The following is a 20,124-nucleotide window of genomic DNA, read 5'->3' as shown; positions in this document are numbered from 1 at the left end:
ACCGACCGAGATCGAGGCGGAGCGATCGTCGGCGTGGCGCCCGGCGTGCCCGTGCTGCGGCGGGCGCATGATCATCATCGCGGCCATCCCGAGCCCGGCTCAGCCGCGCGTACCACCCACCGCGCCGCGCCCCTCCGCGATGAGGGCGTTGTGACCCGGCCCGTTCCAGTCCAGCCCCGCGTCGAAGCCGTGTCGCTTCGGCCAGCGAGCCGCCGCGTGCCCAACCCGGCCGCAACCATCGCCGTCGTGCCGATCGTCGCCCCACCGGCCCGCCGCCGCTGCGCCACGCCCCCGCAGGTGCGTCTAAACCCGCGTGTTGGCCGCCCCACCCCGCCCCCCAAGGGCAGGTCCGTGCCACCGGCTGACCCCGCGCTCAGCCCGCAGATCTTCCAATCCCCATAGACGGTGCGCTCGCACCACCGCGGGTTCGTGCTGGGGCGGTTTGCGGACGCCGGCGCTCAGCCCAGCCGCATGACCTGCGCCGGCCGGTATCCGAAAACCTTCACCTATGCCTTTCGGAAGGTCCGCTTGCGGGTAGTCCAGAATAACCCGAATGCCCGGGTTTGGCCGGAGAACGAACCCGCTGCGCGGGAGGGTGCGTGCGGTGAGGGTGCGGTCGGGTCGGGACCCTTGCGCGTCGTTTGAGGCCGCTCGGACGCGGGCCGAGCATCGCGGCTCCTTCATCCGAGGAGCCCCACGATGCACGATCTCGTCTCCGCCCTCGCGATCAGCCCGCTGCGCCAGCGCCTGATCGACGACATGAGCCTGCGCCGATTCTCGCACGAGACTTAGCGCAACGACATTCGCGACGTCGGCCGCCTCGCCACCTTCCTCGGGCGCCGGCCCGACACGGCGAGCGCGGAGGACCTGCGCCGCTTCCAGGTCGAGCAGCGCGAGGCCGGCGTGCCGGTGCCGACCCTCAACGCCATCGTCTCGGCGCTGCGCTTCTTCTTCACCCACACCCTCGACCGGCCCGACCTCGCGCGCCGGCTCGTCCGGCTGGCCTATCCGCGCACCCTGCCCATAGTACTCAGCCGCGACGAGGTTACCCGGCTCCTGAACGCTACGACCTGCCTGAAGCACCAGGCCGCTCTGTCGGTCGCCTACGGCGCCGGCCTGCGCGTGGCCGAGGTCTCGGTGCTGAAGGTCGCCGACATCGACAGCCTGCGCATGCTGATCCGGGTCGAGCCGGCAAGGGCGGACAGTACCGTAACGCCCTGCTCCGGGCGGACCTGCTTATCCTCCTGCGGCAGTGGTGGCGGGTCGGTCGAGAGCAGGGCGTCATGCAGCGTGACGGCTGGCTGTTCCCGGGCCAGCATCCGATGAAGCCGATCAGCACCCGACACCTCCACCGCATCGTCGTCGAGGCGGCCCGGGCGGCCGACATCGCCAAGCGGGTCGGCCCGCACACCCTGCGCCACAACTTCGCCACCCACCTCTTGGAGGACGGCATCGACATCCGGGTGATTCAGGTCCTGCTCGGCCACGCCAAGCTGGAGAACACCGCCTTCTACACCAAGGTCGCCACCCGCACGGTCCGCACCGTGACCAGCCCGCTCGACAAGCTCGGGCTATTCAAGATCGGAGAGGTCACGCCCGGCTGAGCCGGTGCGCGCCGCGATCGAGCTCGCCGACATCTTCCGCGCCGCCGGGCCGGCCTACCGGGCAGCTCAGGCCGGGCACCTGAGTCTGCACCAGCTCAAGGTCATGGCAGCGATCGAGACCTGCCGGACCGCCGCGCTGGGCGGACACGTCGAGGGCTGCGACGACTGCGGCCACCGGCGGATCGCCTACAACTCCTGCCGCAACCGGCACTGCCCCAAATGCCAAGGGGCGGCCGCGCGCGCATGGCTGGCCGCGCGCGAGGCCGACCTGCTGCCGGTAGGCTACTTCCAGGTCGTGTTCACCCTGCCGGCCGAGATCGCCGCCATCGCCCTCCAGAACAAGGCCGCCGTCTACGACCTGCTGTTCCGGGCCGCCTCCGAGACGATGCTGACCATCGCCGCCGACCCGAAGCACCTCGGCGCCCGCATCGGCCTGACCGCCGTGCTGCACACCTGGAGCTCGGCGCTGACGCATCATACGCACATCCACATGATCGTGCCCGGCGGCGGCCTCTCGCCTGACGGTGCACGGTGGGTGGCGTCACGGCCGGCCTTCCTCCTGCCGGTGCGGGTGCTGGGCAAGCTGTTCCGCCGCCTGTTCCTGGTCGGGCTGAGCGCGCTGCACGCGGCCGGACGGCTCGTCTTCTTCGGCGGCCTGGCGCCCCTGGCCGAGCGCCGCGCCTTCCTGCGCCATCTGTCCCCGGCCCGGACGAAGCGCTGGGTGGTCTACGCCAAAGCCCCGTTCGCCGGTCCCGCGGCGGTGCTGGCCTACCTGTCGCGCTACACCCACCGCGTCGCGATCTCGAACAGCCGGCTGATGAGCTTCGATGAGGCCGGCGTCACCTTCCGCATCAAGGACTACCGTCGCGACGGGCCCGAGCGCTACGGCACCCTGACGCTGGGCCCGCACGAGTTTTTCCGCCGATTCCTGCTCCACGTCCTGCCCAAGGGCTTCCACCGCATCCGCCACTGCGGTTTGCTCGCCAGCGCCGGCCGCCGGGCCAACCTCACCCGTATCCGAGCGCTGCTCGCCGTCCCGCCGCCGGTCATCCCGCCCGAGCCCACGGCGCCGCTCGACTGGCGCTCACCCTGCCGGTGCTACGGCGGCCGCATGACGGTCGTCGAGACCTTCGGTCGCTTCCTGCAACCGCGCGGCCCGCCGACCGCGTCCGCCCCGACCGGGAGGAGAGCACCGTGACCCCGCACGTCGTCAGCCACCGCCATGCCGCCGGCCTTCGAGCCGCGGCCGGAGGAGCGTTGCGCCCCGACCGCCTCGACCCGCACTTCCGGCCGCCCGATCCAGACCGAGACCCGCCGGCCATCGCTCCAACCACCCCGTGCTGGCCGTCGGCCCGTCCCGGCGGATCACCCCGCCAGCCCCGCCGAGCCCCTCGCCGGCCATCGCGCTCGCCCGCGCCATCAGGCCGGATCGCTCAATCCCCATAGCAGACTGCCTCGGTCCCCGCGGGTTCGTTCCTCGGGGACTTTCGTACGCCTCACGGCGCCCGAAACTCTTCACGAAAGCGGAAGGGCGGTTTGCGGAAGTTGGGGGCAGATAGCAGACGTGGCGTTGCGGCCTCGCACACAATTGCGAACACACGATGTGCTTCTGTGATCCGAGAAGGCTCATTCACTCATTGTAGCGCCATCGGGCTTATGTATTTATTTGACCCCCTTCGTCTTTCAAGACATGCCTGACGAAAGCCGAGATTATCTCGACCGTGTCCGCGAAAGCTTCGCGATGTGGTTCATGACCGATGTGTGGCAATTCACGGACGGTGAGCAGGCCGGGCGGGCAGGATCTTCGGGCTGCAGCGATCTGGGCTCGTGTCCCGTAGGCGTCCTCGGTTCCCTGGATGAGTGTCACGGGGACGGTCAGGCGTGGCAGCGCAGCCTCGATTGTCCATTTGCGCCTGACCGGATCCAGCCATGCGTCGTTCCAGCCGCGGAAGGCCCCTTCGACATCGGCGTGCCAGCGGCCGAGGCGGGTCCTTAAGAGCCCCCGCTCGTAGGCGGCTCGAGTTCGCCGGATCGCGGACAGCGTGACCTCCTCTACGAAGAAATGTGGCGCGATCAGCACGCCGCCTCGCAGGCGGGCATCGCCTTCCGCCAGGGCGAGCGCGGCGATTGACGCGCCGTCGGAGTGGCCGATCAGCACGCCGCTCCTGACATCCGCCGCGTCAAGTATCCGTGGGAGGACCACGCGGGCCTCGTGCTCGAGATAGTCGGCCGGGCGAGGCAGGGGCACCGGGCTCGACGCGCCATAGCCCTGGCGGGAGACGGCCAGGATACCGCACTCGGTCGTTCGGGCGAGGGTCTCGGGCAGGGCGCCCCATTGCATCGCTGAACCGAGGCCTTCGTGGAGCAACACCAGCGTGGGGGTCACCTCCGGATGTCGACCGACGAATTGGTATTCCAGCCGGCTATCGCCGAGATCGAAGAGGCCGGAGGACTGCAGGCGAGCCATGTCATCACTCCCACCGGGATTCGACCGGCACGTGTCGTCCTTCCCTCGGGATAGGGAAGGACGGACCAGTCGGGCCGTGCAGGCGGAGGACCAGCGGGACGCTCGCCCCGGGAGGTGGCTCCGCCAGCACGGTGGGCCGTCACGCCCGGTCGAGGTTGCCCCGCGTCTCCGGAGTGATGACGGCGCCTACGAGGTAGACCAGCGTGACGCCGGTCATCACGACCGTCAGCACCATCGGGATCTGCGTCGGCCCGTCGGCAACGAGGGAGACGAATGTCGGCAGCATGCCGCCGAGCGCGAAGCCGATGTTCCAGGTCAGGCCCGTCCCGGTGGCCCTCACGGACGTCGGAAACTTCTCGTTGAGGAAAATCAACAGCGGCGCGTAGCTGGCGTTGGCGATGAGCGAGAGAAGGAAGGCGCAGGCCGCCACCCCCATGAGGCTCGTGGTGTTCGCCATAGTCAGGAAGAGGGCGGGAAAGGCGAAAAGGCGGATGACCCCCATCAGCAGGAACGACCGCTTGCGCCCGATGTGCTGGCTAAGTTCGCCCAGGCCGCAGGCGCCGATCGCCGCCGCCACGTTGGCGCCGATCAGGATTATCGAGGCGGTGGCGTTCGGTACGCCGTTCACGAGTTTGAGCAGGGTCGGCAGGTAGCCGGACGTGAGGTAGTAGGCCGCTCCGCCGCCGAAGGAGATGAGCGTCGCGACCGCAAAGCTTCCCCGGTTGGACGGCGAGAACAGGGAGCGGATCGGCGAGGCCTCGGCCGGAGCGCCTGCCCGGAGCGCGGCCTTGCGGGCCTGCAGGTCCTTGAAGATCGGCGATTCCTCGAGGTTGCGGAAGAGGATCAGGCCGATCACCGAGGTCAGGAGGCCCGAGAAGAACATCACCCGCCAGCCCCAGTCGGCGAAGGCCTCGCCCGGCGCCATGAGCGAGACGAGATAGAAGACCAGAGAGGCCAGGAGGCCGCCGATGGCTGAGCCCCCGCTGCCGACCGCCCCGGACATCAGCCCCCGCCACCGCTCCGGCACGGATTCCGTGCCGATCGTGTGGGATGCCGCAACGACACCGCCGACGAAGACGCCCTGGACGAGACGGAAGAACAGAAAGATTGCGGTGGCGAGCCATCCGATCTGGCCGACCGTCGGCAGGAGGCCAAAGACCGCCGTCGCCAGGCCGACGCCGGTTACCGCCACCATGAGAGCGCGGCGGCGGCCGAAGCGGTCCGCATAAGAGCCGAACAGGGCGGAGCCGAGGGGCCGGATCAGCAGCGTGACCGCGAAGGAGGCATAGGCCCCGGCCAGCGACAGCATCGGCTTGTCCGCCGGGAAGAACAAGGTGCCGACGACCGGCGCGACGTAAAGCAGGATGAATAGGTCGAAGAGATCGAGCCCCCAGCCGAACAGCGAGGCCATGGCGGCGGTCGCCGTCTGCCGGCCTGTGGGCTTGGCGAGGGCGGGGGGATCGGATGCGAAGGTGGCGGCGGTCTGCATGGATTTCCTCCGGGGGATGCGGTCGTTGCCGCGGGGGGGCCGGTTCGGGCTCTGGGTCTGGGCGGGAGCCATTCGGGCGTGCGCCGTCGTTTCCCGCCTGGGCGGGATCGAAGCGGTGCGGTGGGGGTCACAGGATGGGGGGAGCCGCTTTGCAGCCCCCCGGCGCGACCGGACTATGAGCCGGTGAAGCGTGGCGCGCGCTTGGCGTGGAACGCCTCGACGCCCTCGCGGAAGTCGTCGGCCTGACGCAAGCGGCTGTAGCAGTGCCCTTCGAGCTCGATGGCGATCGACAGACTCGCGTCCTCCGTGTCGTTGAGGAGCTTCTTGGCGGTACGCTGGGCGATGGGGGAGAAGGCTCGCAACTCATCCACCAGGGCGTCGGTGGCCTTCTCCAGGTCCGCATCGGCCACGCATTCGGTGGCGATGCCCCAGTCGAGGGCCTGCCGGCCGGGGATGCGCTTGGAGCGCATCACGATGTCCTTGGTCCGGGTGATGCCGACGATCTTCTGGAGACGGGCGGAGCCGCCGGAGCCGGGAATCTGGCCGAGCTTCTGCTCGGGCAGCGCGTAGCGGCAGGTCTCGGAGACGATGCGGAAGTCGCAGGCCAGCGAGATCTCGAAGCCGACGCCGAACGTGTAGCCCCGGTTGGCGGCGATGACGGGCTTCGAGCAGCGGGCCGGCGCCGCCATGTTCCAGGCGAGCTTCGAGACGTGCTCGGGAGAGGCGTCGAGGAAGCCCTTGATATAGCCCCCCGACGAGAAGTGCTCGCCCTCCGCCCGCAGGACGATGACCCGCACGCGGGGATCCTCGTCTAGCGCCTCGAAGACCTTACGGATCTCATCGCGCTGGGGCATCGCGATGACGTTCATCGGCGGCCGCGCCAGGATCACGTCGGCGCGCTCGCGCTCCGCGTCGATCTCGACGCGGAAGCCGTCGAGGTTCGTCAGGCGCGGGTCGGTGGTGGGGGTGTCGCTCGTCATGGGCTTTGCTCTCGCTGGAAACTTTCGAGGGGGCGTCAGGCGGCCTCGTGGCCTTCGGCATGGGGCTCGGCCCCGCTCTCGGGCACGTATTCCCCGGCCACGAGTTGGCGGCGCAGCAGCTTGCCGACCGGCGACTTCGGGATCTCGTCCACGAAGACGTAGCGGCGCGGCAGCTTGTGACTCGGCAGGCCGCCGGCCCGGCAATGGGCGTCCAGCGCCGCTTCGTTGGCGGTGCCGCTCCGCTTGATGAAGGCCGCGACGATCCGGCCCCAGCGCTCGTCGGGCAGGCCCACGACGGCGACCTCCGACACGGCCGGATGTAGGGACAGGCAACTCTCGATCTCGACGGGCGAGACGTTCTCGCCCCCGGTGATGATCATGTCGTCCACCCGCCCGGTGACGTAGAGGTCGCCGTCGGCGTCGGCGAAGCCGGTGTCGCCGGTGAAGTACCAGCCGTCGCGGAAGGCCTTGGTGTCGGCCTCGGGGCGATGCCAGTAGCCCTCGAAGGCTTCGTCGCCCTTGGCGATGACGGCGATCTCGCCCTCCTCGCCCGGCGCGGCGGTCCGGCCCGGATCGCCCCCCAGAGGCACGACGCGCACCATGGTGTTGAGGCCTGCCCGCCCGGCCGAGCCGGGCTTGTCCGCCGCCTCGTGGTTGATCGTGAAGGTATAGACCTCCGACGAGCCATAGTGGTTCACGAACAGGTCCGGCCGGAACGCCTCGGTCAGGCGGGCGAGCAGGCCGTCCGTCATCGGTGCTCCGGCGAAGCCGAGCTTGCGCACGGAGGACGTATCGGTCGCCGGGAAATCCCGGTGGTGCACGAGGTCGTGGTAGAGCGTCGGCACGAGGTAGAGGTTGGTGATCCGCTCGGCCGCGATTAGCCGCAACGCCCCCGCCACATCGAAGCGCGGCAGGCAGACGAAGGTCCCGCCGATCAGCGACATGGCGAGCAGCGAGCGCACCCCCATCGTGTGATAGAGCGGCATGACGCCGAGCGTCCGCTCGCCGCGCCCATAGAGGTTCTGCGCCACGTGGGCGAGCGCCGCCGCCCGCTCCGCCCGGTGCCGCCTCGGCACGCCCTTGGGCTTGGCGGTGGTGCCGGAGGTGTAGAGCATCAGCGACATCGCCTCCGCGTCCGCCTGGGGCGTCGCCGGGGGTCCCTCGGTGGCGGCGAGGTCGGCGAAGGCTGTCTCGCCGGGGCCGGGTGGCGTGCCGACGGCGATGCGTGGGATCCGCTGCGATGCCGCGCTGTCTCGCAGGCTCCCGGCCGAGACCGGTTCGTAGGCGATGGCGCGGGCTTCCGCGTTCTCGATCGCGAAATCAATCTCCTCGGTCTTGGCCCGCCAGTTGATCGGCGTGATCACGATTCCCGCGAACTGGCAGGCCCAGTGCAGGGTCGCCGCCTCGTGCCGATTCTGGAGGACCGTGACGAGGTGGTCGCCGGGCTTCAACCCGAGCTGGTCGAGCCCGGCCACGGTCGCGGAAATGACCCCGAACCATTCCGCGTAGGTCAGCCGGGTCTCCCCGTCGACGAGGGCCAGGGCACGGGGATCGCGGGAGACGCTCGCGAGGAAGCTGGTGCCAAGATCAAGCATGGGCGGCCTCCGGGGATGACGGGGCCGGGATGTCGCCCCTGAGTTCCGCAGCCGCCTCCAGGGCGGCCTCGATGATCGGCGCGTAGCCGGTGCAGCGGCAGAGATGGCCGCCGATCACTTCCGTGATCTCCCGGCGCGACGGGTTCGGCCGGAACGCGAGATAGGCGTCGAGCGAAATCAGGATGCCGGCGGTGCAGAAGCCGCATTGCAGGGCGTGCCGCCGCCGGAAGGCCGCCTGCAGCACCCCAAGCCGGCCGGGCTCCGGAGCCAGACCCTCGACGGTCCGCACGGCGCAGCCCTCGACCCCCACCGCAAGGGTCAAGCAGGCCCGGGCGGGCACCCCGTCGATGGACACCGTGCAAGCGCCGCAGACGCCGTGCTCGCAGCCGACATGCGTGCCTGTGGCCCCGAGCCCGTGGCGCAGGGCGTCGGTCAGCAGGGTGCGGGTCTCGACCTCAACCGTGGTCTCGCGCCCGTTGAGGGTGAAGGCGACCGTGTGACGGCCCTTCGCATCTAGCTGTGGCATGGCACGGCCTCCTGATGGGTGTCGCCGCGGGCGACCTTGGCGGCCTGTTCCAGCACCCGGCGGCCGAGGCTGCGCACGAGGTCGCGGCGATAGCGGGCCGTGCCGTGGAGATCGTCCCCCGCGCCGAGGTCCCAGGCGAAGGCGTTGAGGGCATCGTCGAGCGCCGACCCGTCGAGGTGGGGGAAGTCGCGGGCGGTGGGCCGGTCGGCGACGCCGCCGACCGCGAGCCGCATCCGGGAGCCGTCCACGACGCCCGCGCAGGCGACGATGGCGTAGTCGCCGTGCCGACGCCCCACCTCGGCGAAAGCCGTACCGGCGCCCTCCCGGCGCAGGGGATAGGCGATGGCCTCGATCATCTCGTCGTCGGCCCGGTCGGTGACCATCATGCCGGTGAAGAAGTCCTCGGCCGCTACGCGCCGAACTTTCCGGCGGCTGCGCAAGTGAATCTCGCCTTGCAGCGCCACAAGGCAGAGGGGGATTTCCGCGCTCGGATCGGCATGGGCGACGGAACCGCAGAGGGTCCCCCGTGCCCGGGTCTGGATATGCCCGACCCACGGCAGGGCGGCGGCCAGAAGCGGCAGGTCCCTGGCGAGTCCCGGCCGGTCGAGCAGGATCGCCTGCCGCACGCCCGCCGGAATGACGAGGGACCCATTGTCGAGACGGGGCTCCTTGAGCGCCGTAATGCGCATCACGTCGATGAGCACGGCGGGCTTCGTCAGCCGCATGTTGAGCATCGGCATGAGGGACTGGCCGCCCGCGATGAGCCGGGCCTCGGGGCCGTACTGGCGCAAGGCGTCGAGGGCGTCGTCCAGGGATGCGGCGCGCAGATAATCAAAGGGAGCGGGCTTCATGCCGAGACTCCGAGGCGGGCAAGCAGGCGGCGCAGGAGGGCCGGAAGTTTGGACGAGGGGCCGGCGGAGCCTCCCGCCCGTCGGGCGAGGGCCGTGAAGAACCCGCCGATGATCACCCGCGCGGCTCCGTCGAGGAGGCGTCCGCCCACCGCCGCGACCTTGCCGCCCACCGCCGCCTCGTAGACGTAGGCGATCCGCGTGCCCCCCGAGCCTTCGGGCTCCAGGGTCAATCGGCCGGTGCCGCCGCCGCTGCCGAGACCGCCCGTGACCGTACCGGTGAGCGTGACGGCGCGGGGAGCGTCGAGGTCCGAGAGGATAACTTCGGCCTTGTAGCGGCCCTTCACCGGGCCGACGCCGAGGGTGACCTCGGCCTGGAACCGAGTGTCCGAGAGCTTCTTCACTCCGTGAGATCCGGGGATCACGGAGGCGAGCACTTCCGGGTCGAGGAGCATCGTCCAGACCGCCTCCGGGGGAGCCGTGACGGCGGCCGAGCCCTCCCCGCGCAGGGTACGGTCGCCCGCCTTCGTGGCGGGCTTCGGCGCGGCCTGGCCCGCCGGGGGCGCCGGCTCGTCGCCGCCCGCCGCGAGGGCGGCAAGCTTGGCTGGCGTCAGGGGCAGGTCGATGGCCTCGAGGCCCAGCGCGTCGGCCACCGCGTTGGCGAGGCAGACCGGCGTCGACATGCAATTGCCCTCGCCGACCCCCTTCGCGCCGAGCGGCGTGAAGGGCGACGGGCTCTCGACGTGCAGGATGCGCAGGTCCGGCACCTCGGTCGCGGTGGGCAGCAAGTAGTCGGCGAAGGTGCCGGACAGGAAGGCGCCGTCGTCGCCGTAGGCGAGTTCCTCGTAGACCGCCGCGCCGAGCGCCTGCGCGAAGCCACCGCGCACCTGCCCCTCGACCATGCCGGGGTGCAGGATGCGCCCGCAATCGTGCATCGAGACGTAGCGGTCGATGATGATCTTGCCGGTGACCCGGTCGATCTCCAGGCCGCAGATGTCGAAGATGAAGCCGTAGCAGAGTGAGGAGTTGATGTGGTCCTCGGCGTCCGGCGCCGTCAACTCCGGGGGCGTCCAGAACACAGTCTCGCGGATCGCTGCGCCGACCTCCTCGGGCACGAGGCCCGGTGACCAGTGGCTGGTGGCGGCCACCCGCGCGAAGGGCAGGCCCGCATCCGGGTTCGTTCGCGAGGCGACGCGACCACCCGCAAAGACCAGATCCTCCGGGCGCAGGTTGAGCTGCGCCGCGGCTATCCGCGCGAGCCTGTCGCGAAGGCGCATGGCGGCGAGGTGGGCGACCCCCGCCACGGCGGCGGCGAAGCGGCTCGCGTAGTTGCCCGACGCGATCGACCACGCGTCCTTGGCGGTGTCGAGATCGGCGGTGACCCGGATCTGCTCCATCGGGAGGCCGAGCACGTCGGCCACCACCTGGGCGAGCACGGTCCGGTGACCTTGCCCCTGGGGCACAGACGCGACCTGCACCGTCACCGAGCCGACGGGATCGAGGGTGATCGTGGCGGTGGACTGCGCGCCGTTCTTGGGCCCGGCCTTGGCGCGATCCTCCGCCGTCAGGACGGTGGTGATGTAGCCCATGTTGGAGACGCTGGGCTCGACCGCCGCCGTGAGGCCGATGCCGTAGAGGCGACCCTCGGCGCGGGCGGCGTCCCGCCGCCGCCTCAGCTCGTCGAGCCCTCCGTCCCGGGCCGCCTCATCGAGGGCGCGCTGGTAGTCGCCGGAATCGTAGAGGGCGCCGGTCGCGGTGCGGTAGGGAAAGGCGTCGGCCGGAATCAGATTCCGGCGGATCACCGCGAAGGGATCGAGGCCGAGCGTGTGGGCGATGCGCTGCATCAGCCGTTCGAGCGGATAGTAGACCTGCGGCCCGCCGAAGCCGCGCACGAGGCCGGTCGGGGTCTTGTTGGTCAGCACCACCCGATTGCGCACGGCGACATTGCGGATCGCGTAGGCGCCGGTGAGGTTGCCGTGCATCCGGTAGAGCGTGGCGGGTTCGGGCGCCCGCAGGTAAGCGCCACAATCCTCCACCTGATCCCAGTCGAGCGCGGTGACGCGCCCGTCTGCATCAAAGGCGGCGCGGAGGGTCGTGACCCGGTTCGTCGCGGACACAGAGGCCGAGAGATGCTCCAGCCGGTCCTCGATCCACTTCACCGGCTGGCCCACGAGGCGCGCCGTGGCGGCGATCAGCACGGCGTAGGGGGCGACGCCCTGCTTGACCCCGAAGCTGCCGCCGGAATCCGGGGGCGTGCGCAGGCGCAGGCGGTTGCCCGGCACCTTGAGCGCCCTGGCCACCACCGCGTGGATGCTGAACGGCCCCTGGAAGTTCGCGAGCACGTCGTAGGAGTCGTCGGTCGGGTCGTAGGAGGCGACGACGCCGTAGGTCTCCATCGGCGAGCCGGTGTTGCGCGGGTAGCGCACGGTCACGGACAGGCTGTGCGGGCTGTGCGCGAAGGCCGCCTCGGGGTCGCCGTAGCGGAAGCGGCGGTCGCTGACGCAATTGGCGCCGACGCCCTCGTGCAGGACCTCGCTGTCGGGGGCGAGGGCCGCGAGCGGATCGATCACCGCCGGGCGGACCCGGTACTGCACCTCGATCAGGTCGCAGCCGTCCTCCGCGAGGTAGCGGTCGCGGGCGACGACGATGGCGACGGGCTCACCCACATAGCGCACCCGGTCCACCGCGATGGCGCGGGCATCGACGGCCGCCCGCAGGGCCGGAACGAGACCGGTGGTGATGGCATCGAGATCCCGGCCCGTGACCACGGCGGTGACGCCGGGCAGCGCCGTGGCCGCTTGAACGTCGATGCCAAGGATGTCCGCATGGGCGTGGGGCGAGCGCAGGATCGCCGCGTGCAGCGTGCCGGGCCGCGTGCCGAGATCGTCGATGTAGCGGCCGAGCCCGGAGAGCAGGGCGGCGTCTTCGACGCGCTCCACAGACCGTCCGACATAGCTCGATGACACGATGCCCAAACCGCTTCCTCCGCCGGACCTCTCAAAGGGGTCCATGTCGCGGGCAGAGTGGAGGATCCGAGCGGGCGCCACGATGCCGAGGCGTCTCGCGACTTACCCAAACGTCTCATTTTCGACGTGGAGAAGGGCCTTTAGCCTCACACGGCGGGTTGGCCGCTCCTCCGGACAATGCTGCGGAAGACGCTCGGGGGCACGCCGACGTGATCCCGGAAGAAGCGCGAGAAATGGGCAGGTGCGGCGAAGCCGAGGTGCGTGCCGATCGCCGCCAAGGATTCCCCGCTGCCCACGATCGACTCGACGGCCTGCTCAATGCGGATCGCGTTGAGGAAGACGTGGGGGGGAGCTCCGGTAGATTGCTCGAACAGGCGATAGAATTGCGCCCGGGACAGGCCCGCTTCACGGGCCAGGGCCTCGATCCCCAATGTGGCACCGGGCTCGGCGCGCACTCGCGTGATAGTTCGCCGGATGCGCCAATCGCTGGCGTTGCACCTGGCGGCAGCGCGGAGCGACTCGGCCTCCTCACGCCACGCGGTGAACCGCTCGATCACCGCGATCATTAGGCCCGACAGCAACTGATCCTGAATATGCGAGGAGTGCGGCGCGTAGACCATTTCGGCAGCGAGATCGTGCGCCAGACGCCGAATCGTCGGAGTCACGCCGCCCAAGGACTTTTCAAAGAAGCCAGGCGCCCCGCTCGCCGCCCAATTGCGCCGGAAGGCCCCCAGCCAGTTCGGCTCGATATAGAGGGCCAGGATCATCGCCTTGGCGCGGCGCGGATCATGGAGATAAGCGTGCGTTTCCCAGGCATTGACGAGCACAGCCTGTTCGTCGGTCAGCGCGACGACGCGGTCCCCGACGAGGAACTCGGTGTCGTCCCCTTCGATCTTCAGAAGAACGTGACAGTGCGGATGCGCGTGCCTGACAAGGCTCCGGTCCATGTCGAGGAGCGCCACGCGACCGAAGGTGCCATGAGCGATCTCGAGAGCCTCAGACATACACGCAAGGTAGCATGATTCCGGCGGCACAACCAGTTCTGGCCGACCGATCGATCCCATAAAGTACCCCGTGTTGTCACTCCAGCGATCTTACGAAATAGCTCACATTAGATCGAGCATTCTCTTCAAAGCCGGGACTTTATCGACATCCAGGGCATCACATGCCCTCCGAGATCAGTATCGATGCTTCATAGGAGGAATGACAGCTCTCATTGATGCTGACATTGTCTGCTTGCCGTGAGGCCGGCAGCACGCTTCAACGACATCCAGGAGTCGCACTCGCACTAAGCAATAGCCATCGTTTATTAATTTTGAACATCTCAAAATGATTAGAATCAAAATCATCCCGACATTGAACCAAGACGGCGCTTGGCGGTTTCGCTACCGTACCCGTGCACTATAATCCGCATGCAGGCTAGGTATAAATGCTCAAGCCGGGCGAAGGACCCAGCATCCTGGGTGATCGGCCCCGCGCTGTCGATTACGCTGACAAATTGTACCACAATGTCGCGCACCGGCGCCGAGGCGACGAATTCAGCCCTTTCCTTCGCGGTCTCGATGCTACGCAGCACGCAGCCCTCGACGCCTACCGAGAACGATCTAAGATGCTCCCGTGCATCAGGGCTCAGCAGTGCCGCGTCGAGCCGCATGCGCGAGATCAGGCTCCAGGGCGCTCCTTCGACACCGCCCTGGTTTAGGCGAAGATAGCGCGTGCGGTTGTGCTCGATCGTGCGCAAGATCTTGTCGATATATTCATCATCCGACTGCCAGATGTCGATAATCTCACTTAATGACTTAGCCGTGTATTCAGCAATGACCTCGTCGACAAGCTTACTTTTATCTCCGAAGTAATAGTGCACGTTAGCCCGTGTGATAGATAGACTTGACGCAATATCAGCAAAACGCAGCCCACGGTAGCCGTGCGCGATTAGCAAGTCGCGCGCTACGTCCTTGATCCTATCGCGCATACTCCCCTGGGCATCCACCTCGACGTGTAAAGCTGAGCCTACGGCGGGCAATCTTGAGCCTCCGGACGAGAGGACTGCGGCACAAGCTGCCGCGGCGCCCCCCTTCATGATGGCCGTTAAGCGCGACCGCAACCGAAAAGCCCTTGAAAGCCACTCGATCCTGACTTACAAGTCAGTCAGGAAGAAGGCTGCCTTTTCCAAATTCTGATGCAGCATCGGACGGTAGGAACGTCGGACAAGCGCCTTGCGCGAAGCGACCCGCCAACATGGTGCTGGAGCCGCGCGCAGGAACCGACGGCACCTCCTAGATTGACGGAGGACAAGCCATGAAGGCCGCGATCAGTAACACCGCGCAGCCCGGTGCCGACATCCGAACCATGCCCTACCAGCTCCCGTTTCCGAAGTAGGCGCGGGTCGAGATCGTGGTTCCGAATGCTATCCCCGAAGATGACCGGCAGTGGGTACCCCAAGGTGAGAACGTGTGGTTCCGCCCGCTCTGCTTAAACGTCAGTCAAGGCTATTGGATGAATCTGCTCAAAGTCCGCAAGGCGGGTGTCTTGAGTCGGCATCGCCACCCCGGCCCGGTGCACGGCTTCGTGCTCAAGGGGCGCTGGCGCTATCTCGAACACGATTGGATTGCGACTGAAGGCAGCTATGTGTGCGAGCCACCGGGCGAAACTCATACTTTAGTTGTACCAGATGACGTCGATGAAATGATTACCTATTTTCAGGTGAACGGCGTTATGTATTATGTTGATCCTTGGGGGCAAGGCATCGGCTACGAAGACGTTTTTTCAAAGATCGACATGTGCCGAAAGCATTTTATGGACGTCGGCTTAGGCGAAGCCTTTGTCGATCAATTCGTGCGGTGAGCGTGATGTCTATGGCAGAGAGCGACACATTTCGCGTCCGAATTCATGATCTTTTGCCCGAGACCGACGACATTCGCTTACTTGATCTTCGAGCTGATAAGAGCGAGTTGCCACCCTTTACGCCCGGCGCCCATGTTGATCTTGTGCTGCCGGGCGGGCTCGTGCGCAGCTATTCTCTGCTTAACGCGCCTGACGAGCGGCATCGTTATCTCATTGCCGTGGCGCGCGACCGGGCTAGCCGCGGCGGTTCGACCTATGTGCATGACGTGCTGGTGCCTGGAATGAGCGTCGACCTGCGGGGGCCTCGCAACAACTTCAAGCTCGACGAAACTGCGCTTCACAGCGTACTCATCGCCGGAGGCATTGGGGTCACGCCGTTGATCGCAATGGCGCATCAGCTGGCTGCGCTCAATCGGTCCTGGCGCATGCACTATTGTAGCCGCGGCCAGTCCGTGGCCGGCTTCGTGCCCTTGCTGAAAAGTTTCGGAGATTGCGTCGATTTTTGGTTCGACGACTTAACTGACGGGCGACTGCTCGATATTGAGCAAATCGTCGCCGCCTCGCCGTCAAACAGTCACTTTTACTGCTGCGGGCCGCGTCCCATGCTGGACAGCTTCAAGGCAGCGGTTGCGCATCTGCCCCAGCATAGGGTCCATACCGAGTCATTTGCACCGTCCCAGGCAGCCGCGACCGCGGGCGGCTTCATGCTGAAACTGGTCCGCTCAGGGATGGAACTGCCAGTGCCCCTCGGCCGCAGCATTCTCGACGTTCTACTGGAAGCCAAGATTGATGTTCCATGTTCCTGCATGGAAGGGGTTTGCGGTACCTGCGAGACCACCGTTCTGGAAGGCGTACCGGACCACCGGGACGACGTGCTGAGTCAAGCTGAAAAGGCGGCCAACAAGACCATGATGGTGTGCTGCTCTGGGTCACAGTCATCACGTCTAGTGCTGGACCTCTAGAGGAGGGGACGCTGACGATGCCAGATACATGCGTAATCGACTGCGATATCCACCCACCGACCCCGACCATGGCGATGCTGCTGCCCTACATGGACAGCTATTGGCGCGACATGGTGTCAAGCCGCGGCACGGATGGGTTAGGGCTCAACAGTTATCCGCCTGGCGCCCCGATCAGCGCCCGTGCGGACAGACGGGATGCCCTGACGCTTGACGACCTCCGCGCGCAGGCACTTGAGCCATGGGGGACGAGGCTCGCCATCCTGAACCCACTCTACGGCGCGCAGGCCCTGACCAATGCCGATCTCGCTTCAGTGCTGGCCCGTGCGGTCAACAACTGGATAGCAGCCGAATGGCTCGATGCCGACAATCGGTTACGCGCCTCCATCGTGGTGTCGACGCAGGACATCGGGCTCGCGGTGGAGGAGATCGAGCGCTGCGCTGCCGACCCCCGCTTCGTCCAGGTTTTGCTGCTGGTATCAGACGACATGCCACTCGGCCGCCGCCGGTACTGGCCGGTCTACGAGGCCGCGCAACGCCTGGGGTTGGCGGTCGGTATTCATGCTGGCTCGAACTACCACAATCCCACGACATCCTCGGGTTGGCCGTCCTTCATCGTCGAGGAATATGTCGGCCAATCCGCTGCCTTCCAAAGCGCGCTGTTGAGCCTAGTCGCGGAAGGGGTCTTCTGCAAGTTTAAGACGTTGCGCGTCGTCTTGATTGAGGCGGGCTTCACTTGGCTGCCATCCTTTCTATGGCGCGCTAACAAGACCTGGCGCGGCCTGCGTACCGAAGTGCCATGGGTAGATCGGCCCCCTGCCGAGATCATCAGGCAGCACATTCGCTTCACACTGCAGCCTGCTGATGCGCCGCCCGATCCGCACCACCTCGCTCGAGTCGTCGAACAGATGGGGTCCGACAAGCTGATTCTATTTTCGACTGATTACCCCCATTGGCAATTCGACGGCAACGCCGCCTTGCCTGCAGGCTTCGACCCGGTACTTGCCCGCCGGATCACCACCGACAACCCGTTCGACACCTACCAGCGCCTAAAGGAAACCGTGCAATGAACGTTTCCGTATCAGACCGCGACACCACGAGTGCGACCCGACTTCAAGTCATCGATTGCGACATCCATCCTGCGCTGAAGTCCCGAGCCTCGCTCGACCCTTACCTGACGGCGCAGTGGCGCTCGCACTTCCACGAATACGGGCCCTATCTGCGCCAGCCCTTCACGGCGAGTCCCACCTATCCGAAGGCCACGCCTGCCCTGGCTCGGCGCGACGCATGGCCAGAGAACGGTAACCCGCCGGGCTCCGACCTCGACTTCATGCGCAAACAGCACCTCGACCCAAACGGGTTGGAATATGGCATCCTTCAGGTCTTCGCTCTTACCGGCAAGGACGAGCGTAACCCCGACTTCGCCGCCGCGCTCTGCACCGCGCTCAATGAGTGGCAGGTGGAGGAATTCACTCGCCCCGAGCCCCGACTAAAGGGATCGGTCGTGATCCCGGTCGAGGATGCCGAAACCTCTGTTGCCGAGATCCAGCGCCGCGCGGGCGACAGGAACTTTGCTCAAATACTGATGATGACGCGCAACCGCGAGCCGCTGGGTCAGCGACGCTATTGGCCGATTTACCGGGCCGCCGTTGAGGCAGGCTTACCGATCGGCATCCATGTCGGCGGCACCAGCGCGATCCCGACGACGCCAGGCGGCTGGCCGTCCTTCTACCTCGAAGACCATCACAACCATTCGATCGGCATGCAATCCGTGCTGGCGAGCCTCGTCTTCGAGGGCGTGTTTGAGGAGTTTCCCACCCTTAAAGTTATCCTAGTTGAGGGTGGTTTCGCCTGGGTACCCCCTCATGCCTGGCGCATGGACTCCCACTGGTCACGCGGCCGGAGCGAGGTACCACGCGTGAAGCGGCCGCCGTCCGATTATGTTCGCTCCAATGTGTGGTTCACCACACAGCCCATGGAGGAACCGGAAAACCGCGCCGATCTCAAGCAGACGATGGAATGGATCGGCTACGACCGTATCTTGTTCTCGACTGACTATCCCCACTGGGACTTCGACGACCCGCGGTTTGCCTTCAAGGGCACGCTGACAGACGAACAGCAGCGGATGATCTATTCTGAGAACGCCCGCGGCGTATTTGGACTCTGATCACGATGGGGCGACATGTCGTGGCGATGCTGGGCGAGATTCCGCCCGGCTGCTCTAAGCGGGTCGACGTCGAAGGACGTCCGATCGGCATCTACAACGTCGATGGCGACTATTTCGCTTTGCTGGATCGTTGTCCGCATGAGGGCGCTAGCCTATGCCGGGGCGACCGCATCGGGCTCGTTCAGTCAGATGGCCCCGGCCACTACAGCTATACGCGGCCAGGCGAAATGGTTCGTTGCCCATGGCATGGCTGGGAGTTCGACATCCGAACCGGAGAATCCTGGTGCGACCCAAAACGGACGCGAGTGCGGGCCTATGCGGCCTCGGTAGCGGCGGGTGAGAAGCTTATCAAGGGCCCCTACATAGCCGAAAGCTTTCCTGTGTCAGTCGACGAAGACTACATTGTAGTAGACGTATAATGCCCGCCTTTCGAACGGACATTTTTGCGGGGCGCACCGCACTCGTCACAGGTGGTACTCAGGGGATCGGCGCCGGCATCGCCCGGATGCTGCGTGGGCTTGGAGCCGAGGTGGTGGCTGCGGGCCTCGGTGCCGAGGTTGCCGAAATTGACCCAAACTTCCGCGTCGAGGAGCTCGACGTGACCCGCGAAGAGGACGTGCGTCGACTCATCGACGGGTTGCCCCGGCTCGACATCGTAGTGAACAGTGCCGGCATCATCGCCCGCACGAAGGAGCACGAGCTCGACACGTTCGAGCGCGTGCTAGCTATAAATTTGACCGGCACGATGCGGCTCTGCAGTCTGGCGCGGCCGAAACTCCGCGAAAGCCAAGGCTGCATCGTCAACATGGCGTCTATGCTTAGCTTTTTCGGCGGCGGCCTTGTGCCGGGCTACAGCGCCAGCAAGGGCGGCGTCGCGCAGCTGACGAAGTCGCTCGCCATAGCCTATGCGCCTGACGGCATCCGAGTGAATGCGGTCGCGCCGGGCTGGATCGCCACACCGCTGACCCAGGCGCTGCAAGACGACCCATCGCGCGCCAAACCCATCCTCGACCGCACGCCACTCGGGCGCTGGGGTGAGCCGGACGATGTCGCTGCGGCGGTCGCTTTCCTATGCAGCCCGGCCGCGGCCTTCATCACGGCGACGATCCTACCAGTCGATGGAGGCTATCTAGCCGCTTGAGCGCTGTTAGAGGGTCGCACGACTGCCGTCCGAAAGTAAGCGTCGTCTGGGTGGCACCTTTCGGTCGACGGCCTAGGGTGTGTGGACTGTTGGGGTTCACGTTCAGCGGGAGGCGTGATTCAAGGCTGTCTTTTGGAGGACAGCCTTGAGCGTTCAGGATCGCTTGGTTCTCAGCGACGCGCAGTGGGAGCGGATGGCACCGCTGATCATCGGACGTCCCGATCAGCGCGGCTCGACCGGGCGCGACAACCGGATGTTCGTCGAAGGCGTGCTGTGGATCGTGCGCACCGGCGCGCCCTGGCGTGATCTGCCCGCTGCGTTCGGTGAGTGGAACAGCGTGTTCCGCCGCTTCAGCCGCTGGAGCCAGAAGGGCGTGTGGTGGCGCATCTTCGCGGCGCTGTCGGATGATCCCGATTTCGAGTACCTGATCGTGGATTCCACCATCGTGCGCGCCCACCAACATGCGGCGGGCGCGAAAAAAGGGGGTCTGGCGATCAGCCCGCGTCCGAGCCGGCCCCCGATCAGGCGCTCGGCCGCT

17 protein-coding genes and 1 pseudogene are annotated in these 20,124 nt (G+C 66.9%); 9 read left to right on the top strand and 9 right to left on the bottom strand.

Features of this window, described 5'->3' with window-relative positions; all coding sequences use genetic code 11:
* The first annotated feature begins 867 nt into the window (after positions 1–867).
* Together Q8W71_RS29545 and Q8W71_RS29540 are read left to right on the top strand one after the other, a co-directional pair.
* Positions 868–1,604 (top strand): annotated as a pseudogene (locus tag Q8W71_RS29545) (tyrosine-type recombinase/integrase).
* A 4-nt stretch (positions 1,605–1,608) separates the two neighbouring features.
* Entirely contained in the window at positions 1,609–2,802 is a 1,194-nt protein-coding gene (locus Q8W71_RS29540) for an IS91 family transposase (RefSeq protein WP_305528965.1), read from the top strand.
* A gap of 456 nt (positions 2,803–3,258) precedes the next feature.
* Here Q8W71_RS29540 and Q8W71_RS29535 read toward each other — a convergent pair whose 3' ends face one another.
* The 9 genes from Q8W71_RS29535 to Q8W71_RS29495 form a co-directional block, all read right to left on the bottom strand.
* Positions 3,259–4,071: an alpha/beta fold hydrolase gene (locus Q8W71_RS29535; protein ID WP_305528964.1), complete on the bottom strand. Its 813-nt coding sequence runs from the start codon at positions 4,069–4,071 to the stop codon at positions 3,259–3,261.
* 139 nt (positions 4,072–4,210) lie between these two features.
* Entirely contained in the window at positions 4,211–5,560 is a 1,350-nt protein-coding gene (locus Q8W71_RS29530) for an MFS transporter (protein WP_305528963.1), read from the bottom strand.
* A gap of 173 nt (positions 5,561–5,733) precedes the next feature.
* Complete coding sequence (locus tag Q8W71_RS29525; RefSeq protein WP_305528962.1) at positions 5,734–6,540, bottom strand: enoyl-CoA hydratase/isomerase family protein; 807 nt, start codon at positions 6,538–6,540, stop codon at positions 5,734–5,736.
* A 35-nt stretch (positions 6,541–6,575) separates the two neighbouring features.
* Complete coding sequence (locus tag Q8W71_RS29520; RefSeq protein WP_305528961.1) at positions 6,576–8,135, bottom strand: AMP-binding protein; 1,560 nt, start codon at positions 8,133–8,135, stop codon at positions 6,576–6,578.
* The gene (locus Q8W71_RS29515) at positions 8,128–8,661 is read right to left on the bottom strand and encodes a (2Fe-2S)-binding protein (protein ID WP_305528960.1); all 534 of its coding nucleotides are present in this window, start codon (positions 8,659–8,661) and stop codon (positions 8,128–8,130) included. Before Q8W71_RS29515 ends, Q8W71_RS29520 begins: the two co-directional genes overlap by 8 nt.
* Entirely contained in the window at positions 8,649–9,512 is an 864-nt protein-coding gene (locus Q8W71_RS29510) for an FAD binding domain-containing protein (protein WP_305528959.1), read from the bottom strand. Before Q8W71_RS29510 ends, Q8W71_RS29515 begins: the two co-directional genes overlap by 13 nt.
* On the bottom strand, positions 9,509–12,520 hold the full coding sequence (locus Q8W71_RS29505) for a xanthine dehydrogenase family protein molybdopterin-binding subunit (protein ID WP_305528958.1): 3,012 nt from the start codon (positions 12,518–12,520) through the stop codon (positions 9,509–9,511). The genes Q8W71_RS29510 and Q8W71_RS29505 overlap by 4 nt, the downstream gene beginning before the upstream one ends.
* Positions 12,521–12,621: 101 nt before the next feature.
* Entirely contained in the window at positions 12,622–13,479 is an 858-nt protein-coding gene (locus Q8W71_RS29500; RefSeq protein ID WP_305528957.1) for a helix-turn-helix transcriptional regulator, read from the bottom strand.
* A gap of 341 nt (positions 13,480–13,820) precedes the next feature.
* Positions 13,821–14,447 carry a TetR/AcrR family transcriptional regulator gene (locus Q8W71_RS29495; protein WP_305528956.1) on the bottom strand — a complete coding sequence of 209 codons (627 nt, stop codon included), beginning with the start codon at positions 14,445–14,447 and terminating at the stop codon, positions 13,821–13,823.
* A 419-nt stretch (positions 14,448–14,866) separates the two neighbouring features.
* Here Q8W71_RS29495 and Q8W71_RS29490 point away from each other — a divergent pair, with 419 nt between their 5' ends.
* From Q8W71_RS29490 to Q8W71_RS29460, 7 genes are all read left to right on the top strand, one after another.
* A complete protein-coding gene (locus Q8W71_RS29490; RefSeq protein WP_305528966.1) occupies positions 14,867–15,319 on the top strand; it encodes a 2,4'-dihydroxyacetophenone dioxygenase family protein in 453 nt (150 codons plus the stop codon).
* 11 nt (positions 15,320–15,330) lie between these two features.
* On the top strand, positions 15,331–16,281 hold the full coding sequence (locus Q8W71_RS29485) for a PDR/VanB family oxidoreductase (RefSeq protein ID WP_305528955.1): 951 nt from the start codon (positions 15,331–15,333) through the stop codon (positions 16,279–16,281).
* A gap of 17 nt (positions 16,282–16,298) precedes the next feature.
* Complete coding sequence (locus tag Q8W71_RS29480) at positions 16,299–17,348, top strand: amidohydrolase family protein (RefSeq protein WP_305528954.1); 1,050 nt, start codon at positions 16,299–16,301, stop codon at positions 17,346–17,348.
* Positions 17,345–18,445: an amidohydrolase family protein gene (locus Q8W71_RS29475; RefSeq protein WP_305528953.1), complete on the top strand. Its 1,101-nt coding sequence runs from the start codon at positions 17,345–17,347 to the stop codon at positions 18,443–18,445. Before Q8W71_RS29480 ends, Q8W71_RS29475 begins: the two co-directional genes overlap by 4 nt.
* Positions 18,446–18,450: 5 nt before the next feature.
* Positions 18,451–18,864, top strand: coding sequence for a Rieske (2Fe-2S) protein (locus Q8W71_RS29470; RefSeq protein ID WP_305528952.1), 414 nt, complete (start codon positions 18,451–18,453; stop codon positions 18,862–18,864).
* Positions 18,864–19,586, top strand: coding sequence for an SDR family NAD(P)-dependent oxidoreductase (locus Q8W71_RS29465; protein ID WP_305528951.1), 723 nt, complete (start codon positions 18,864–18,866; stop codon positions 19,584–19,586). The genes Q8W71_RS29470 and Q8W71_RS29465 overlap by 1 nt, the downstream gene beginning before the upstream one ends.
* A 145-nt stretch (positions 19,587–19,731) precedes the next feature.
* The coding region (locus Q8W71_RS29460) for an IS5 family transposase (RefSeq protein ID WP_305528398.1) at positions 19,732–20,124 on the top strand (393 nt) is incomplete at its 3' end.

It is taken from the genome of Methylobacterium amylolyticum, assembly GCF_030700245.1.
Classification (GTDB): Bacteria; Pseudomonadota; Alphaproteobacteria; order Rhizobiales; family Beijerinckiaceae; genus Methylobacterium.
This window is presented reverse-complemented; position numbering and strand designations above follow the sequence as displayed.

Bases quoted from the DNA above. Each gene is read 5' to 3' on its own strand.
- Q8W71_RS29535 (WP_305528964.1), bottom strand. From the start codon at position 4,071: ATGGCTCGCCTGCAGTCCTCCGGCCTCTTCGATCTCGGCGATAGCCGG.
- Q8W71_RS29530 (WP_305528963.1), bottom strand. From the start codon at position 5,560: ATGCAGACCGCCGCCACCTTCGCATCCGATCCCCCCGCCCTCGCCAAG.
- Q8W71_RS29525 (WP_305528962.1), bottom strand. From the start codon at position 6,540: ATGACGAGCGACACCCCCACCACCGACCCGCGCCTGACGAACCTCGAC.
- Q8W71_RS29520 (WP_305528961.1), bottom strand. From the start codon at position 8,135: ATGCTTGATCTTGGCACCAGCTTCCTCGCGAGCGTCTCCCGCGATCCC.
- Q8W71_RS29515 (WP_305528960.1), bottom strand. From the start codon at position 8,661: ATGCCACAGCTAGATGCGAAGGGCCGTCACACGGTCGCCTTCACCCTC.
- Q8W71_RS29510 (WP_305528959.1), bottom strand. From the start codon at position 9,512: ATGAAGCCCGCTCCCTTTGATTATCTGCGCGCCGCATCCCTGGACGAC.
- Q8W71_RS29505 (WP_305528958.1), bottom strand. From the start codon at position 12,520: ATGGACCCCTTTGAGAGGTCCGGCGGAGGAAGCGGTTTGGGCATCGTG.
- Q8W71_RS29500 (WP_305528957.1), bottom strand. From the start codon at position 13,479: ATGTCTGAGGCTCTCGAGATCGCTCATGGCACCTTCGGTCGCGTGGCG.
- Q8W71_RS29495 (WP_305528956.1), bottom strand. From the start codon at position 14,447: ATGCGCGATAGGATCAAGGACGTAGCGCGCGACTTGCTAATCGCGCAC.
- Q8W71_RS29485 (WP_305528955.1), top strand. From the start codon at position 15,331: ATGGCAGAGAGCGACACATTTCGCGTCCGAATTCATGATCTTTTGCCC.
- Q8W71_RS29480 (WP_305528954.1), top strand. From the start codon at position 16,299: ATGCCAGATACATGCGTAATCGACTGCGATATCCACCCACCGACCCCG.
- Q8W71_RS29475 (WP_305528953.1), top strand. From the start codon at position 17,345: ATGAACGTTTCCGTATCAGACCGCGACACCACGAGTGCGACCCGACTT.
- Q8W71_RS29470 (WP_305528952.1), top strand. From the start codon at position 18,451: ATGGGGCGACATGTCGTGGCGATGCTGGGCGAGATTCCGCCCGGCTGC.
- Q8W71_RS29465 (WP_305528951.1), top strand. From the start codon at position 18,864: ATGCCCGCCTTTCGAACGGACATTTTTGCGGGGCGCACCGCACTCGTC.